General features: G+C 56.3%; 12 protein-coding genes and 3 tRNA genes. 14 read left to right on the top strand and 1 reads right to left on the bottom strand.

Annotation, left to right across the window (positions count from 1 at the left end):
- Positions 1-78 precede the first annotated feature (78 nt).
- The 4 genes from dcyD (at position 79) to sdiA (ending at position 3,449) form a co-directional block, all read left to right on the top strand.
- Entirely contained in the window at positions 79-1,065 is a 987-nt protein-coding gene (gene dcyD, locus U9O48_RS13920; protein WP_324722674.1) for a D-cysteine desulfhydrase, read from the top strand.
- Between the two features lie 20 nt (positions 1,066-1,085).
- Positions 1,086-1,754, top strand: a complete 669-nt coding sequence (gene tcyL / locus U9O48_RS13915; RefSeq protein ID WP_095282452.1) for a cystine ABC transporter permease — start codon at positions 1,086-1,088, stop codon at positions 1,752-1,754.
- A complete protein-coding gene (gene tcyN / locus U9O48_RS13910; protein WP_324722673.1) occupies positions 1,751-2,503 on the top strand; it encodes an L-cystine ABC transporter ATP-binding protein TcyN in 753 nt (250 codons plus the stop codon). The genes tcyL and tcyN overlap by 4 nt, the downstream gene beginning before the upstream one ends.
- Positions 2,504-2,726: 223 nt before the next feature.
- The gene (sdiA, locus tag U9O48_RS13905; RefSeq protein WP_285149572.1) at positions 2,727-3,449 is read left to right on the top strand and encodes a transcriptional regulator SdiA; all 723 of its coding nucleotides are present in this window, start codon (positions 2,727-2,729) and stop codon (positions 3,447-3,449) included.
- Positions 3,450-3,520: 71 nt separating this feature from the next.
- Here the strand turns inward: sdiA and U9O48_RS13900 are convergent, their stop codons facing one another.
- Positions 3,521-3,745 carry a DUF2594 family protein gene (locus tag U9O48_RS13900; RefSeq protein ID WP_282495429.1) on the bottom strand — a complete coding sequence of 75 codons (225 nt, stop codon included), beginning with the start codon at positions 3,743-3,745 and terminating at the stop codon, positions 3,521-3,523.
- 467 nt (positions 3,746-4,212) lie between these two features.
- Between U9O48_RS13900 and uvrY the strand changes: the two genes are divergently transcribed.
- The 10 genes from uvrY (at position 4,213) to U9O48_RS13850 (ending at position 17,518) form a co-directional block, all read left to right on the top strand.
- Positions 4,213-4,869, top strand: a complete 657-nt coding sequence (gene uvrY, locus U9O48_RS13895) for a UvrY/SirA/GacA family response regulator transcription factor (protein WP_282495430.1) — start codon at positions 4,213-4,215, stop codon at positions 4,867-4,869.
- On the top strand, positions 4,866-6,698 hold the full coding sequence (uvrC, locus tag U9O48_RS13890; RefSeq protein ID WP_282495431.1) for an excinuclease ABC subunit UvrC: 1,833 nt from the start codon (positions 4,866-4,868) through the stop codon (positions 6,696-6,698). The genes uvrY and uvrC overlap by 4 nt, the downstream gene beginning before the upstream one ends.
- 56 nt (positions 6,699-6,754) lie before the next feature.
- The gene (gene pgsA, locus U9O48_RS13885; RefSeq protein ID WP_095282446.1) at positions 6,755-7,303 is read left to right on the top strand and encodes a CDP-diacylglycerol--glycerol-3-phosphate 3-phosphatidyltransferase; all 549 of its coding nucleotides are present in this window, start codon (positions 6,755-6,757) and stop codon (positions 7,301-7,303) included.
- A gap of 150 nt (positions 7,304-7,453) precedes the next feature.
- Positions 7,454-7,529 (top strand) — tRNA-Gly (locus tag U9O48_RS13880).
- A gap of 53 nt (positions 7,530-7,582) precedes the next feature.
- A tRNA-Cys gene (locus U9O48_RS13875) sits at positions 7,583-7,656 on the top strand.
- Positions 7,657-7,668: 12 nt separating this feature from the next.
- Positions 7,669-7,754, top strand: a tRNA-Leu gene (locus U9O48_RS13870).
- 653 nt (positions 7,755-8,407) lie between these two features.
- Positions 8,408-13,687: a peroxidase family protein gene (locus U9O48_RS13865; protein ID WP_324722672.1), complete on the top strand. Its 5,280-nt coding sequence runs from the start codon at positions 8,408-8,410 to the stop codon at positions 13,685-13,687.
- 60 nt (positions 13,688-13,747) lie between these two features.
- Entirely contained in the window at positions 13,748-15,490 is a 1,743-nt protein-coding gene (locus U9O48_RS13860) for a type I secretion system permease/ATPase (RefSeq protein WP_416382090.1), read from the top strand.
- Positions 15,490-16,803 (top strand): HlyD family type I secretion periplasmic adaptor subunit, encoded by a 1,314-nt coding sequence (locus U9O48_RS13855; RefSeq protein WP_324722670.1) that lies wholly within the window; start codon positions 15,490-15,492, stop codon positions 16,801-16,803. The genes U9O48_RS13860 and U9O48_RS13855 overlap by 1 nt, the downstream gene beginning before the upstream one ends.
- Before the next feature lie 46 nt (positions 16,804-16,849).
- Positions 16,850-17,518 carry a YecA family protein gene (locus U9O48_RS13850; protein WP_285149432.1) on the top strand — a complete coding sequence of 223 codons (669 nt, stop codon included), beginning with the start codon at positions 16,850-16,852 and terminating at the stop codon, positions 17,516-17,518.
- The last annotated feature ends 41 nt before the right edge of the window (positions 17,519-17,559 follow it).

The raw sequence follows: 17,559 nt of genomic DNA, 5'->3' as shown, positions 1-17,559 counted from the left end.
AAAAGCGCCTTTTTCATTTCTGTCGCGACTGCGTGCATAATAAAAATAATAAACAAAAACAGCGTTACCGGAGGATCCATGTCACTGCAAAATTTAACCCGCTTTCCGCGCCTCGAGTTTATCGGCGCGCCCACGCCCCTGGAGTATTTACCGCGTTTTTCTGACTATTTAGGGCGCGATATCTTTATCAAGCGTGACGACGTGACCCCAATGGCGATGGGCGGGAACAAGCTGCGCAAGCTGGAGTTCCTCGCCGCTGACGCGCTGCGTGAAGGCGCTGATACGCTGATCACCGCCGGTGCGATCCAGTCCAACCACGTGCGCCAGACGGCGGCGGTGGCCGCGAAGCTCGGCCTGAACTGCGTGGCGCTGCTGGAGAACCCGATCGGCACGCGCGCGGAAAACTATCTCAGCAACGGCAACCGCCTGCTGCTGGATCTCTTTAACGTACAGATTGAAATGTGCGACGCCTTAACCGATCCGGCGGCGCAGCTGGAAGAGCTGGCGACGCGCGTCGAAGCTCAGGGTTTTCGTCCGTATGTGATTCCGGTCGGCGGCTCTAACGCGCTGGGTGCGCTGGGCTACGTCGAAAGTGCGCTGGAGATCGCTCAGCAGTGTGAAGGGGCGGTGAGTCTCTCGTCTGTGGTGGTGGCATCCGGCAGCGCCGGAACGCACGCCGGGCTGGCGGTCGGGCTGGAGCAGCTGATGCCGGAGGTGGAGCTGATTGGTGTCACCGTCTCCCGTAGCGTCGCGGATCAGAAGCCGAAAGTGGTGAATTTGCAGCAGGCGGTTGCGCAGCAGCTGGAAGTGCAGGCGAAGTCGGACATTTTGCTGTGGGATGACTATTTCGCGCCGGGCTACGGCACGCCGAACGAAGAAGGGCAGGAGGCGATCAAACTGCTGGCGCGTCTGGAAGGCATTCTGCTCGATCCGGTTTACACCGGGAAAGCGATGGCGGGGCTGATCGACGGCATTACCCAGAAACGCTTTAAGGATGAAGGGCCGATTCTGTTCGTTCACACCGGCGGAGCGCCTGCGTTGTTTGCCTATCATCCTCACGTCTGAATCACGGGTCGAAAATAATAATGCAAGAAAGTATTCAACTGGTTATTGATTCCCTGCCGTACCTGCTGAAAGGGGCGGTGTTTACGCTGCAGCTCAGCCTGGGCGGGATGTTCTTTGGGCTGGTGCTGGGCTTTATCCTCGCATTGATGCGCATGTCGCCGATCCTGCCGGTACGCTGGCTGGCGCGGTTTTACATCTCGATATTTCGTGGTACGCCGCTGATCGCTCAGCTGTTTATGATCTACTACGGTTTGCCGCAGTTTGGCATCGAGCTGGATCCGATCCCGGCGGCGATGATTGGTCTGTCGCTCAACACCGCGGCGTATACCTCTGAGACCCTGCGGGCGGCGATCTCCTCGATCGATAAGGGGCAGTGGGAAGCGGCGGCCAGCATCGGCATGACGCCGTGGCAAACCCTGCGCCGCGCCATTCTGCCGCAGGCGGCACGGGTGGCGCTCCCGCCGCTCAGCAACAGCTTTATTAGCCTGGTAAAAGACACGTCGCTCGCGGCAACGATCCAGGTGCCGGAACTGTTCCGTCAGGCGCAGCTTATCACCTCGCGCACGCTGGAAGTGTTCACCATGTATCTGGCGGCGTCGCTGATTTACTGGGTGATGGCGACGGTGCTTTCCGCCCTTCAAAACTATTTTGAAAATCAGCTTAACCGCCAGGAGCGAGATCCGAAATGAGTGCTATCGACATCAAAAACCTGGTCAAAAAATTCCACGGGCAGACGGTGCTGCACGGCATCGATCTGGAAGTGCAAGAGGGCGAAGTGGTGGCGATTATCGGGCCGAGCGGCTCCGGGAAAACCACGCTGCTGCGCAGCATTAATTTGCTCGAGCAGCCCGAGGGCGGAACCATTCGCGTCGGGGATATCACCATTGATACCGGGAAGTCCATCGGGCAGCAGAAGGGGCTGATCCGCCGTCTGCGCCAGCACGTGGGTTTTGTCTTCCAGAGCTTTAATCTCTTCCCGCACCGCACGGTGCTGGAGAACATTATTGAAGGGCCGGTCATCGTAAAAGGTGAGCCGAAAGAGGAAGCGACCGCCCGCGCGCGGGAGCTGCTGGCGAAGGTAGGGCTTTCGGGGAAAGAGACCAGCTATCCGCGCCGTCTGTCGGGCGGACAACAGCAGCGTGTGGCGATCGCCCGCGCGCTGGCGATGCGCCCGGACGTGATCCTCTTCGATGAGCCGACCTCGGCGCTGGATCCGGAGCTGGTGGGCGAAGTGTTGAACACCATCCGCCAGCTGGCGCAGGAGAAACGCACTCTGGTGATCGTCACCCACGAGATGAGCTTTGCCCGTGACGTCGCCGACCGGGCGATTTTCATGGACCAGGGGCGCATCGTGGAGCAGGGCCCGGCAAAAGAATTGTTTACCCATCCGCAACACCCGCGCACGCGTCAGTTCCTCGACAAATTCCTGACGCAGTAATCTTATCTGCGCTGATTTGCTCCAGAAAGACGTTCTGGAGCAAATCATTCTCCAGTTCTGCGGTTTTTTAGATGGTTATATTCTAAATATCAACACTCAAAGGGCGGGAAATGAAAGCTATTCTCACCTGGGGCGATATTTTATACATATAAATAAGATTTATGTGTTAGGTTATATTCACCATAATAATGATTATCTTTTTCAGGGGCTTCATTCAGTAAGTATGAGGGATACAGACTTTTTTACATGGAGGCGGAATTGCTTCCTCCGTTTCCAGGAGATGGGAACGGCCGACGAGGTTTATCACGAACTTCAGCAGCAAACACAGGCTCTCGAATTCGATTATTACTCACTCTGTGTGCGTCATCCGGTGCCGTTTACCCGTCCAAAAATTACGGTTCATTCCAGCTATCCGGCTGAATGGATGTCGCAATATCAGGCAGAGAATTATTTCGCGATTGATCCGGTATTAAAGCGGGAGAATTTCATTCAGGGTCATCTGCCCTGGACGGATGCATTATTCGCTGAGGCGCAACCTTTGTGGGATGGCGCGCGCGACCACGGCATTCGTAAGGGGATTTCGCAATGTTTAATGTTGCCGAATCACGCGCTCGGATTTCTCTCCGTTTCCCGCACCAGCCAGTTTGGCAAAATGATGGACAGCGATGAAATAGAGCTGCGTCTGCAGATGTTAGTGCAAATGGCGCTGACCACGTTGCTGCGATTTGAACATGAAATGGTGATGCCGCCGGAGATGAAATTCAGCAAACGCGAGAAGGAAATTCTGAAGTGGACGGCAGAGGGGAAAACGTCGGCTGAAATCGCGATTATATTGTCGATCTCAGAGAATACGGTGAACTTCCATCAGAAGAATATGCAGAAGAAATTTAATGCGCCGAATAAGACGCAGATTGCCTGCTATGCGGCGGCAACCGGATTCATCTGACAACACTCTTACTGTTCTGCGTGCCAGACACGAAAACGGCTGAATGCAATCGCATCCAGCCGTTTCTTTTTTTACTGGCGGTAAGCTTGTTTAATTTGCTTAACCGTACCGGCAAATACATCTGCCTGGCTCTGATCTTCCATTTGGGCGATCTGTTTTTCCATCTTAATGATCACACGACCCGCGTCGGCCTGGCCCATCGCCTGCAGCATCAGAGTCAGTAGCGCTTTCAGACAGGATACTTCCTGCGCCAGTTCTTGGTTATTTTCGGCGGTGGCGAATTCAGGTGTGCTCATTGTTATTCCTCAGGACAAAACGGCGCTTGAGCGCGACGATGAAAGTTATGGCGGCGGAGTATACCACAAGCCGGAGGAAAAAAAGCAGTGGTTATTTTTTGTACATTTTTAGACTTTGTTTATTTGGGTAAACTATCATTAAGTGTAATCGCAATAATGTTTTAACATTCCTTAATTGTTTATGGCTGGTGTGTATCTTGTTAATTATTGTTACAAAAATATAAGCGCGGCGCTCTGCCAGGACTTGGGCTGTCTTTCGTAACTTTTTGAATACAGAAGCTTAAAAATAACGACGATCCGACTTTTTAAATGGGATTCCCTTTCCACTTGCTGTACAGGCTAATTTCCAAAAACGAGAAGGAAATCGAATGGCGCACTTTTTAGCGTTTTAAAGTTGGGATGAAAACCGTTAATATAAGCCAAATTAGTAGTCAGTAGCGTTATCCCTATTTCTGGAGACATTTCCTTTGATCAACGTTCTTCTTGTTGATGACCACGAACTCGTGCGCGCAGGGATACGACGCATACTTGAAGATATAAAGGGTATTAAAGTCGCTGGTGAAGTTTGCTGCGGCGAAGACGCCGTGAAGTGGTGTCGTACTCACACAGCCGACGTAGTCCTGATGGACATGAACATGCCCGGCATTGGTGGGCTCGAAGCCACGCGTAAAATTGCGCGCGCCTACGTTGATACCAAAGTCATCATGCTGACCGTCCACACGGAAAACCCGCTGCCCGCAAAAGTCATGCAGGCCGGAGCCGCCGGTTATCTCACCAAAGGCGCAGCGCCACAGGAAGTGGTCAATGCGATTCGCTCCGTTTTCGCCGGTCAGCGCTATATCGCCTCGGATATTGCTCAACAGATGGCGTTAAGCCAGATTGAACCGGAAAAAACCGGATCGCCATTTGCCAGTTTGTCTGAGCGTGAATTGCAGATTATGCTGATGATCACCAAAGGCCAAAAGGTGAATGAGATTTCTGAGCAGCTGAATCTCAGCCCGAAAACGGTGAACAGCTACCGCTACCGTATGTTCAGTAAACTGAACATTCATGGCGATGTCGAACTCACTCACCTGGCCATTCGACATGGTCTGTGCAATGCAGAGACCCTAACCAGTCAGTGAGTGCTGTGTTCGATTCAAAATCTTTCCTGAAAACCGTCACCAGCCAGCCAGGCGTCTACCGGATGTATGACGCTGGCGGTACGGTTATCTATGTTGGCAAAGCCAAAGACCTGAAAAAGCGTCTTTCCAGTTATTTCCGCGCCAATCTGGCCTCCCGTAAGACGGAAGCGCTGGTGGCACTGATCCAGCAAATCGACGTCACCGTGACCCACACGGAAACGGAAGCGCTGCTGCTGGAACACAACTACATCAAGCTCTATCAGCCGCGCTATAACGTGCTGTTGCGCGACGATAAATCGTATCCGTTCATTTTCCTCAGTAGCGACACTCACCCGCGCCTCGCCACCCATCGCGGGGCGAAACACGCGAAAGGGGAGTACTTCGGCCCGTTCCCGAACGGTTATGCCGTGCGTGAAACCCTCGCGCTGCTGCAAAAAATCTTCCCGGTACGCCAGTGTGAGAACAGCGTTTATCGCAACCGCTCGCGTCCGTGCCTGCAATATCAGATTGGCCGCTGCCTCGGCCCGTGCGTCGCGGGGCTGGTGAGTGAAGAAGAGTACGCCCAGCAGGTCGACTACGTGCGCCTGTTCCTCGCCGGAAAAGACGATCAGGTGTTAACCCAGCTGATTGCGCGTATGGAAAAAGCCAGCCAGGCGCTGGCGTTTGAAGAGGCCGCGCGAATTCGCGACCAAATTCAGGCGGTACGTCGCGTCACGGAAAAACAGTTTGTCTCAAATACCGGTGACGATCTGGACGTGATTGGCGTCTCCTTTGATTCCGGCATGGCCTGCGTCCACGTGCTGTTTATCCGCCAGGGCAAAGTGCTGGGCAGCCGCAGCTACTTCCCGAAAGTGCCGGGCGGTACAGAGCTTGGCGAAGTGGTGGAAACTTTCGTAGGCCAGTTCTATTTGCAGGGCAGCCAGATGCGCACCTTGCCGTCGGAGATCCTGCTCGACTTTAATCTGCATGATAAAACCCTGCTGGCGGACTCGCTGTCCGAGCTGGCGGGGCGACGCGTCAACGTTCAGACCAAACCGCGCGGCGATCGCGCACGTTATCTGAAGCTGGCGCGCACCAACGCGGCGACGGCGCTGACGACCAAACTCTCTCAACAGTCGACGGTTAATCAGCGTCTGGTGGCGCTGGCGGCGGTGCTGAAACTGCCGGAAGTGAAGCGGATGGAGTGTTTCGACATCAGCCACACCATGGGCGAGCAAACCGTTGCCTCCTGCGTGGTGTTTGACGCCAACGGCCCCGTGCGCGCGGAGTATCGCCGCTACAATATCACCGGCATTACGCCGGGCGATGACTATGCGGCGATGAACCAGGTGCTGCGTCGTCGCTACGGTAAAGCCATCGAAGAGAGCAAAATCCCGGACGTGATCCTCATCGACGGCGGGAAAGGGCAGCTCGGTCAGGCGAAAACGGTTTTCGCTGAACTCGATGTGCCGTGGGACAAACATCATCCGATTCTGCTCGGCGTGGCGAAAGGGACCGATCGTAAAGCCGGTCTGGAGACGCTGTTTTTTGAGCCGGAAGGGGAAGGGTTCAACTTGCCGCCGGATTCTCCCGCACTGCACGTGATCCAGCATATTCGCGATGAGTCCCACGACCACGCGATTGGCGGGCACCGTAAAAAACGGGCGAAGGTCAAAAACACCAGTACCCTTGAGACCATTGAGGGCGTCGGGCCAAAACGTCGGCAAATGTTGTTGAAATACATGGGCGGATTGCAAGGATTACTCAACGCCAGCGTGGAGGAAATTGCAAAAGTGCCGGGTATTTCGCAAGGGCTGGCAGAAAAGATCTACTACTCGTTGAAACATTGAGGGCTCTGTAGCAACATAGAGCTAAATTTTACTGACAACAGACAGTTACCGTCACTATGCGATTTAACATCCCTACGTTGCTCACGCTTTTTCGCGTCGTACTTATCCCGTTCTTTGTGCTGGCTTTTTACATGCCATTCACCTGGGCTCCTTTTGTATGTGCGCTGATCTTCCTTGTGGCCGCGGTGACCGACTGGTTTGATGGCTATCTGGCGCGTCGCTGGAATCAGAGCACGCGTTTCGGTGCTTTCCTCGATCCTGTTGCCGATAAAGTGATGGTCGCCATTGCGATGGTGCTAGTGGCAGAGCATTACCACACCTGGTGGGTCACGCTGCCGGCAGCGACGATGATTGGCCGAGAAATTATTATCTCCGCCCTGCGCGAGTGGATGGCGGAGCTGGGTAAACGCAGCAGCGTGGCGGTCTCCTGGATTGGTAAAGTCAAAACCACGGCGCAGATGGCGTCTCTGGTGTGGATGCTGTGGCGTCCGAACGCCTGGGTCGAGTGGGCGGGAATCGGCCTGCTGTGGGTCGCTGCGGTGCTGACCCTGTGGTCAATGCTGCAATACCTCAACGCCTCGCGCGGCGATCTGCTTGATCAGTGATCGTTTCGGCGTAATTTTCAGCAAACGATCCAGGGAAGCAAAATTAACGTTGACTCAAATCGTCATATAAGTAGAATGCAACGCATCGAACGGCGGCACAGTCAGCCGGACGATAATGAAATCAAGTGATTACAAATAACTTGATGACATGCGGGAATAGCTCAGTTGGTAGAGCACGACCTTGCCAAGGTCGGGGTCGCGAGTTCGAGTCTCGTTTCCCGCTCCAAATTTAAGCATCGGCAGTTTGCGGGTGCAGGTCGGAAGACCACGAAGATTTAAGGCGCGTTAGCAAAGCGGTTATGTAGCGGATTGCAAATCCGTCTAGTCCGGTTCGACTCCGGAACGCGCCTCCAATTTCTTCCCGAGCCCGGATGGTGGAATCGGTAGACACAAGGGATTTAAAATCCCTCGGCCATAGGCTGTACGAGTTCAAGTCTCGTTCCGGGTACCATGGGAAAACAAGAATAATCAAAGCAATAAGCAGTGTCGTGAAACCACCCTCGGGTGGTTTTTTTGTTTTTATCTCTCTCCCGTTTCCACTCTTCTCATCCTCATTTATTCATTTCAACGCTTATTAATCTCACGCTATTTTACTTCTTAGTAACTGGCGAAAATATGAGCTGAAATGCCCGGCATAAGAAAGAATAAATAAAACGATGGCACGCGTCAGTGTTCAGAAAAAAGCTTAGAGAGGGGGGTAATGGTTTCAGCAGAAAGTATGAGGTGAGGAAACAAAGCACCCTCCATAGTTATGACCATAACAAAACTGTCATCTTAAATTAAAGCTGAAATGACAGTTAAGCCTCACTAATATATTACCTTTGTGAAAATACAATCTGACTGAGTTATTAATCATTCATTAGCCGAATATAAAAGCACGGTATTTATTCCCGATTTTCCATTGGGAAAATTAATCTGACAGGATAATTCCTCCCCGCATTACTGGTTCAGGGTCTGGCTTGTTGTGCTTAAAACGTAAACGGACTTCAGCGATCGACGACCTTAAGGTGATTAATTCTATCTGATGAGGATCATTCTTTATCTGTTGCGGCAGCGCCGTGGCGTAAACGGATGATGATAGCTTAATAAACAGAGGTAATGATTATGGCTACGCAATATGATTTTACCGTCACGCTGCACGATCTGGCGTTTATTCTGCAGCAGATCAAAATATCGGAAGCGGCAACCAATCCTGACGGGTCGGTTAATGGCGAGCTGCTGCGCGAACTGGTCTCCAGCCCGCTGTTGCCCTATGGGCTTCGTACGGTGGATGGCTCCTGGAACAACCTGCTACCGGGCCAGGAGCTTAACGGGGCTGCCGATCAAACGATGCCCAGGCTGGTAACGCTGGATTTAAACGATCTGCAAGCGCTGCAAAAGTATCTGATTCTCAACCCGAATCAGATGGTGGTGGACGCCGACCCGCGCATCATCAGTAACCTGATCTCGGATCAGACCGCCTCCAACCCCGCCGCGCAGGAGGCCCATGACGGACTCGCGGACGCCCCCGGCGGCGGCACGGTGTCGGACAATGGCAGTTTATCTATCCCCAATTTATCGCCGGATATCGGCCTGTCACCGGCGTTCAACGGCTGGATGACCTTCTTCGGCCAGTTCTTTGACCACGGTCTGGATTTGATCCCCAAAGCCGGGAACGGGATTGTCTTTATCCCGCTCATGCCGGACGACCCGTTATTCGTCGAGGGCTCGCCGACCAACTTCATGCTGCTCACCCGCGCTCAGGTCGACGCCAACCACAACACCACCAACATCACCACGCCGTTTATCGATCAGAACCAGACCTATACCTCCCATCCTTCCCATCAAATTTTTATCCGCGAATATGCGATGGTTGACGGTAAACCGGAGCCAACCGGAAATCTGCTGGAAGGCGCGGGCGGCGGGCTGGCCACCTGGGCAGACGTGAAACATCAGGCTGAAACCCTGCTGGGGATTAAGCTGACGGATCAGGATGTGTTCAACGTTCCGCTGCTGGCGACGGACCGCTACGGCAACCTGATTCTCAGCGACAACGGTAAAGTGCAGATCGTCACCGCGCACGGCCTGGTGGAAGCCAACGGGGATGTCCTGCCAGCAGACACCATCCGCACCGGCCACGCCTTCCTCGACGATATCGCTCACACCGCGGTGCCAAAAGCGGGCCTGGTGGCGGATGACGATACGGAAACCGGCAACGCGCAAACCGCCGGAACCTACGATGACGAACTCCTCGACCGCCACTTCATTACCGGGGACGGACGCGGGAACGAGAATATCGGCCTGACCGCCGTGCATTCCGTGTTCCACAGCGAACACAACCGCCTGGTCGAGCAGTACAAAACCACCATTCTTGAAAGCAATGACATTACGCTTATCAACCAGTGGCTGCTGCCGAATCACCAGATCACCGAAATCCCGGCCGACACCAGCACCCTGCAATGGAACGGAGAATATCTCTTCCAGGCGGGGCGTTTTGCGACGGAGATGGAGTACCAGCATCTGGTGTTTGAAGAGTTCGCCCGCGCCGTGCAACCGGCGGTCGATCCGTTCGTCTTCTCTAACAGCGCGGATATCAACCCGGCGATTTTCGCCGAGTTCGCCCACGTGGTGTACCGCTTCGGCCACTCGATGCTCACCGAAACCGTCGCGCGTACCGATGAGGACATGCAGAGTGACGATATCGGGCTTATCGAAGCCTTCCTGAACCCGGTCGCATTCCACGAGCTCAACGATCAGACCATCTCCACCGAGCAGGCGGTAGGGGCGATTGTGCGCGGGATGACCCGTCAGGTCGGCAACGAAATCGATGAATTTATCACCGATGCGCTGCGCAATAATCTGGTCGGGCTGCCGCTGGATCTCGGCGCGCTCAACCTGGCGCGTGGGCGCGATACGCTCATGCCGACCCTGAATCAGGCCCGTGAACAGTTCTTTGAATTAACCGGCAACAGCGAACTCAGGCCCTACACCAGCTGGGGCGACTTCGCCTCGTTCCTGAAAAACCCGGCGTCGATCATCAACTTTATGGCCGCCTACGGTCAGCACGATCTGATTCGCAACGCCACCACCATCGAAGGCAAGCGCGATGCGGTGAACTTCCTGCTGTTTGGCGATGCTGACGATCCCGCCCGCGCCGATGCGCTGGATTTCTTTATGGGGACCGGGGCGTGGGCCACCAAAGAGACCGGGCTGAACCTGGTCGACTTCTGGATTGGCGGGCTGGCAGAGCGCAAAAATGAGTTTGGCGGCATGCTCGGCTCCACCTTCAACTTCGTGTTTGAAACCCAGATGGAGATGCTGCAGGACGGCGACCGCTTCTACTACCTGAGCCGCGTGCAGGGGCTGAACCTGCTCAACGAGCTGGAGGGCAACTCCTTCTCGGCGCTGGTGATGCGTAACAGCGATCTGGGCGATGCGGGATCTTCCCATCTGCCCGCCCACCTGTTCCAGACCCCGGATTACACCTTCGAGGTCGATAAAGCCCTGCAAACCCATGCCGATCCGAAGTGGGGGAATGCGCTGAAAGATCTGCTCTTCCCGCTGGTGGTGCGACGTGCGGCCGGGCCGGATGTAGACGGGGATGGCGCAGCCGACGGCGCGTATCTGAAATACACCGGTGACGGGCACGTGGTGCTCGGTGGCTCGGCGGGGAATGACACGCTCATCGGCGGGAAAGGGATCGACAGCCTGTGGGGCGATGCGGGCGATGACCGTCTGGACGGCGGCGACGAGGCGGACGTGGTTCACGGCGGTGACGGGAACGACATTATCACCGACACCGGCACGCCGATTGGCGGGGCCGATTTCCTCCACGGCGATGCAGGCCACGACGTTATCTTCTCGGGCAACGGCAACGATCTGATCTTCGGCGGCAGCGGGAGTGATTTTATCGTCGTGGGCGAAGATGCGCAGGAGGTCTTTGCCGGGCGCGACAATGACTTCGTCCTCGGCGGCTCCGGCGGTGACGCGCTGCTAGGTAACGAAGGCGACGACTGGCTGGAGGGCGGCGACGGGTTTGACTCCCTGACCGGTGAAAACTCCGAGCTGTTCTTCAACAGCACCATAGTCGGGCACGACGTCCTGAATGGTCAGGGGAACGACACGGACTACGACGGCGAAGCAGGCGACGACATCATGGTGCAGGGCGCTGGTATCCAGCGTAACAACGGCATGGCCGGTTTCGACTGGGCGATCCATAAAGGCGACCCCAACGCTGCCAACTCGGATCTGGGCATTCCGATCTTCGTTAACCAACAGGAGTTCATCCTGCGCGATCGCTTTGACCTGGTGGAAGGGCTGTCAGGCTGGAAGTTTGACGATGTCTTAACCGGCACGGAACAGCCGGTCGGGACCGCGCCGGTTCAGGGCGTACCGCTGTCCAATAACCTCACGCAGGAAGGCGTCGACAGGATCGCTGGTTTGCAGAGCATTGTCGGCGGACAGCGCCTCGCGGATCCGAATGCGGTGGTCTTTAACCCCGATACCGGCGGCGACATTCTCCTTGGCGGGGGCGGCAGCGACCGCATCACGGGCAAATCCGGGAATGACATTATCGACGGCGACGCCTGGCTGAATGTGCGCATTGCGGTCTCCGGCATGCCAGGGCTGACCAGCGCCGACAGCATGAACGAGCTGAAATCCCTGATGCTGGCCGGAACTCTGAAGCCGAATCAGCTCTCTATCGTGCGTGAAATTTTGCAGGAGGGGGCAGGCACCGCGACGGACGTGGCGGTCTATCGCGATCTCAGCAGTAATTACCTCTTCAACCGCAACGCCGACGGCAGCCTGACGGTGAATCACGCCACGCCTGCGGCCGGGCTGGCGTTTAACGACGGTGTAGACCGCCTGCTGCATATCGAAAAACTGGAGTTCGGCAACGGCGAGCAGCTGTGGGTGACGGCGCAGGCCGCTACCGGCAACCTCTCGATCACCGATTCCACGCCGGAGGTAGGCGATCTGCTGCGCGTCAGTCTGACGGATCTGCAGGACGGGAATGGCATCGCGGCGAATGCTCCGATTGTTCTGACCTGGCAGGCGCTGGTGGGCGGGCAATGGCGCGATCAGGCCAGTGGTGAAACCTTCCGCGTGCCGGGCGGCATTCTGGGCGCGCCGCTGCGGGTGATTGCCAGCTTCACCGACCGGATGGGCGATGCCGAACGGCTGGTCTCCGCGCAAACCGGTGCCGTCCAGGTGCGCGATCAGCCCACCACCGGCGCACCGGCGATCAGCGATTCGACGCCAACGGAAAGCGTCACGCTGACGGCGATCGTCTCGGGGATTGCCGACAGCGACGGTCTGACGGGCGGGAATTTCAGCTACCAGTGGAGAATGAGCCAGGGCAACGGGTTTGTAAATATCGCCGGGGCTACCGCCGCGACTTACACCCCCGGTCAGGCGATGATTGGCCGCGCACTGCAGGTGGTGGTCACCGTCGTCGATGACGAGGGCAACCCGCCGGTGGTGCTGACGTCCGCTGCGACTCAGCCTATCGGCGATATGGTGACGGGGAATAACGCGGCGAACACGCTGGTGGGCACGGCGTGGAGCGACATCATCAACGGCGAAGGGGGGAATGACACCTTACTCGGTCAGGCGGGGGACGATCTGCTGAACGGCGGGGCGGGCAATGACGACCTGGATGGTGGTGCCGGTCAGGATATCCTCAACGGCGATGCCGGAAACGACGAGCTCGATGGTGGGACGGGCGCGGACATCATGGCCGGTGGCGCTGGCGACGATCTCTATATCGTTGATAACGCCGGGGACGTGGTGACGGAGGGGCTCAACGCCGGAACGGACACCGTCCGCACCGCGCTGGCCAGCTACGTGATGGCCGAAAACGTCGAAGTGCTGGTCTTCACCGGGCAGGGCAATTTCACCGGCACGGGGAATGCGCTGGCTAACACCATCACCGGCGGGTCGGGGAACGACAGGCTCTCGGGCCTGGGCGGGAATGACCTGTTGCAGGGCGGGATCGGCAACGACATTCTCGACGGCGGCGACGGGAACGATAACCTCGTGGGCGCTAACGGGAATGACAACCTGAGCGGGGGCGCGAATGACGACGTGCTCTCCGGCGGGATTGGCGACGATATCCTCTCCGGCGGCGCGGGGAACGATGCCCTCGACGGCGGGACGGGCGACGACCGGTTCGCGTTTGCGGCCGGTTTCGGTCGGGACCGCGTGACCGGCTTCGACAGCGACTCGCGCGGCGGTCAGGATCTTATTGATATCAGTCTGCTGGGTATCACCGCAGGGAACTTCGGCAGTCGCGTGGCGATTGCGGCCAGCGGCGGCGATGCGGTCATCACCATTGATAATAACGTCATTACGTTAGCAGGCGTTACCGCCAGCACCGTCAATGTGACCGACTTCATTTTATAACCTCCTGCTGCGACGGCCATGAGAATGGCCGTCGCTCACCGCTCAAATAAGGAGAAGCTTATGCCGCGCCCGCATCCGTCTACGGAAATGAATACGGCTTTAAAAGGCACGCGTCCGGTATTTCTTATGCTGCTATTTTTTAGTAGCACGATCAATATCCTGATGCTGGCTCCGGCCATCTATATGTTGCAGGTTTACGACAGGGTGCTGGTCAGCAAAAATACCACCACCTTGCTCATGCTCACCTTATTAATCGTCGGTCTGTACACGGTTATTTCGATGATTGAATTCGCCCGCTCCAGCGTCATGACACGCCTCGGCAACCGGCTGGATGTGAAACTCAATCAGCTTATTTTTAATGCCACCTTTAAACGGCGAATAGCCACCGGAGATAATAATCCCGCGCAGGCCATTGCGGATTTAGCCCAGGTTCGCCAGTTTCTTTCCGGGAGCGGTATCTTTGCGCTGCTGGATATTCCCTGGACCCCTTTTTATTTATTCATCGCCTTTCTGGTGCATCCGCTGCTGGGATATTTGTCCGTCGGCGGGATTGTGATTTTATTTGCCCTAACGCTGATGACCGAATTAACCACCAAAAAGCCGATTCAGCAGGCGCACGCCTTAACCATCAATAACACCAGCAAGCTGAATAAACAGCTGCAAAACTCCGACACTATTGAAGCGATGGGGATGCTCTCGACTCTGAAAAATCACTGGCTGGAACAGCACAGCAAATCCCTGGTGATCCAGACCCAAATTGCTGACAAAACGGCGGGGCTGAGCAGTCTGAGCCGCTTCGTGCGTATCCTGCTGCAATCCGTGGCGCTAGGCGCGGGGGCGCTGCTGGTGATCGCCGGGGAGATCACCCCAGGACTGATGATCGCCGCCTCGATTATTCTCGGGCGGGTGCTGAATCCGGTCGAACAGGTGATCGGTAACTGGAAGCAGTTTGTGCAGTTCCGCCACGCCTGGCGTCAGCTGTCCCACCTTCTGAGCGACTACCCGACGCCGAAAGATATTTTGACGCTGCCCCGTCCGAAAGGAAATATCAGCGTCGAAGCGGTGTTTGCCGCGCCTCCGGGCCAAAAGACGCCGGTTCTGCGCAATATCTCCTTCCAGCTGGAGCAGGGGGAAGTGCTGGGGATTATCGGCCCGTCGGCGTCGGGGAAAACCTCGCTGGCAAAACTGCTGGTGGGCGTCTGGGCGCCGCTGTCGGGGAAAGTGCGCATTGACGGGGCCGATATTTGTCAGTGGGACAAAGCCCTGCTCGGCCCGGCCATCGGCTACCTGCCACAGGATGTCGAATTGTTCGACGGGACTATCGCGCAGAACATTGCCCGCTTTACGCAGAGTGACAGCCAGCCGATCGTCGCTGCGGCCACGCTTGCCGGAGTACACGAGATGATTTTACGCCTGCCGGAAGGGTACGACACGCCGCTGGGGGCGCACGGATATCAGCTCTCCGGCGGCCAGCGCCAGCGCATCGGCCTGGCGCGCGCGGTCTTTAACAATCCGGCTTTTCTGGTGCTGGATGAACCCAACGCCAGCCTCGACGACGCCGGGGAATATGCCCTTATCCAGGCGATCAACACCCTCAGAACCCAGGGCCAGACGGTGGTGATCATCTCCCATCGCCCGACGCTGCTGGGGGTGGTGAATAAAATCCTGCTGCTCAACGAAGGGACCATTCAGGAGTTCGGTACCCGCGAACAGGTGATCGCCAATCTGCGCCAGGCCAACATTCTCAAACCGGTGGCCACCGCTTCCGCACCGCAAAGTGAACCGCAACGCGAGGCATTGTGATGAAAAAGAATCAGGATAATACCGTTGATACCAATATCTGGCCGCCGCTGCTGCGGGGGATTGTGGTCATTGTGCTCGGCGTCGGCGGCTTTTTGCTCTGGGCGGTTCAGGCCCCGCTGGATGCGGGTGTGGTGGCTGACGGGACGGTGACGGTGTCGAGCAATCGCAAAACCATCCAGCATTTAAGCGGCGGGCGGGTAACGGATATTTTTATCAAAGAGGGCGAGACGGTTAAAAAGGATCAGGTTCTGGTGCGGCTGGATAAAATCCAGCTCGATATGCGCTACAGCGCGCTCAGTGCCCAGTATATTGCGGCGAAAACCGTCGAAGATCGGCTGCTGGCCGAGCGCGACGGGCTGGAATCGATCGCTTTTAGCGACGCGCTGACGCAGCATTTTGCGGGCAACAAACGCCTGACGGAAGTCCGTCGCCTGCAGGAAAAGCTCTTCGAGACGCGCAAGAAAACCATTCAGGATGAGTTGTCGATGATCCAGGAGACGCTCGACGGTCTGGCCGGGCAGACGGAAAATCTCAACAAAATTAAAGGCTACCGTGAGCATCAGTTCACCCTGATCAACCGCGAGTTAGGCACACTCAGATCGCTGAGCGCAAAAAATTACTACCCGAAAGCGCAGCTACTGGTGCTGGAGCGGGAGGCGGCGGAGATTTCCAGCAGCGTGTCGGAAGATATTCTCAACATCGCCAAACTGAAATCCCAGCAGAATGAGTTAAAAATCAAAGCGTATCAGGTGCAGCATCAGTTTATCCGCGAGGTGGAATCTGAGCTGACGGTGAATCAGAAAGATGTCGCGACGCTGGAGGATGAGCTGGCCTCCACCCGCCATGAGCTGGAAAACACCGAGATTCGCTCGCCGATTGACGGGATTGTGCTGGACGTGAAAGTCAGCACCGTCGGGGGCATTATCCAGCCTGGCGAACATCTGATGGATATTGTCTCGGCCAATCAGCCGCTGCAGATCGACGCCAAAATCCCGGTGCATGCTATCGATAAAATGGTGCCGGGGCTGACGGTGGATGTGCTGTTCCCGGCGCTGAACCATGCGCTGCTGCCTTCGGTTCCCGCGCGTGTTTTAACGGTTTCGGCGGACAGGCTGATCGATAAAGTCACCCAGCAGCCCTATTATCTGGCAGAAGTGCAGGTCAGCCCGCAGGGCGTGCATTTGCTTGGCGACTACAAAATCAAAGCCGGGATGCCCGCCAGCGTGACCATCAAAACCGGCGAGCGCACCCTGATGAGCTATCTGTTTAAACCGCTCATTGCCCGCCTGGAACTGGCATTTAAAGAGTACTAGCCTGAAGTGTGGTAAGCTCCTTTTCTTTTTTTCAGGAGTATCAGCAATGACTGAAGGCCCATTATCTGAAAACGAACTGGAGTGGCTGGAAGAGACGTTGATGTCCTACGGTCACGAAGAAGCGTCGGTGATTGACGTTTCCGAACTCGACGGCATGTTGACCGCGGTGTTGTCCGGTCCGATCGTCGTCGAACCCGACACCTGGCTGGTGGCCGCGTGGGGCGGGCAAAAGTACATTCCACGCTGGAAAAACGACCGCGAAATGCACCGCTTTATCGATCTTTGCTTTAAGCACATGAACGATATCGCCGAGCGCCTGAGCGATTACCCTGACCAGTTTGAGCCGGTGTTTGGCGAGAACGAAGTCGACGGTAAAACCTACACCGTGGTGGAAGAGTGGTGCTACGGCTACATGCGCGGCATGGCGCTGACCGACTGGTCCACGTTACCGGAAGAGCTGAAGCCGGATCTGGCGGTGATTGCCCTGCACGGTACGGAAGAGAACGTCGACCTCGTCGAAGAGATGACAGAAGACGAGTACCAGGCGAGCGTGGACAGTATCCGCCCGGCGGCGATTCGTTTGTACAACTACTGGCTGGCGAATCCGCAGCAGCCGCTGTCACAAAAACCGATCGTCAACGGGACCAAAGTGGGACGTAACGATCCGTGCCCATGCGGGAGCGGGAAGAAGTTTAAGAGCTGCTGCCTGCATTAAAACCCAGCCGGGTGGCGCTGCGCTTACCCGGCCTACAAAAC

The organism is Lelliottia sp. JS-SCA-14 (assembly GCF_035593345.1).
Taxonomy (GTDB): domain Bacteria; phylum Pseudomonadota; class Gammaproteobacteria; order Enterobacterales; family Enterobacteriaceae; genus Enterobacter; species Enterobacter wanjuensis.
Note: the sequence above shows the minus strand (reverse complement) of the source record. Positions and strands in the feature narration are given on the sequence as shown.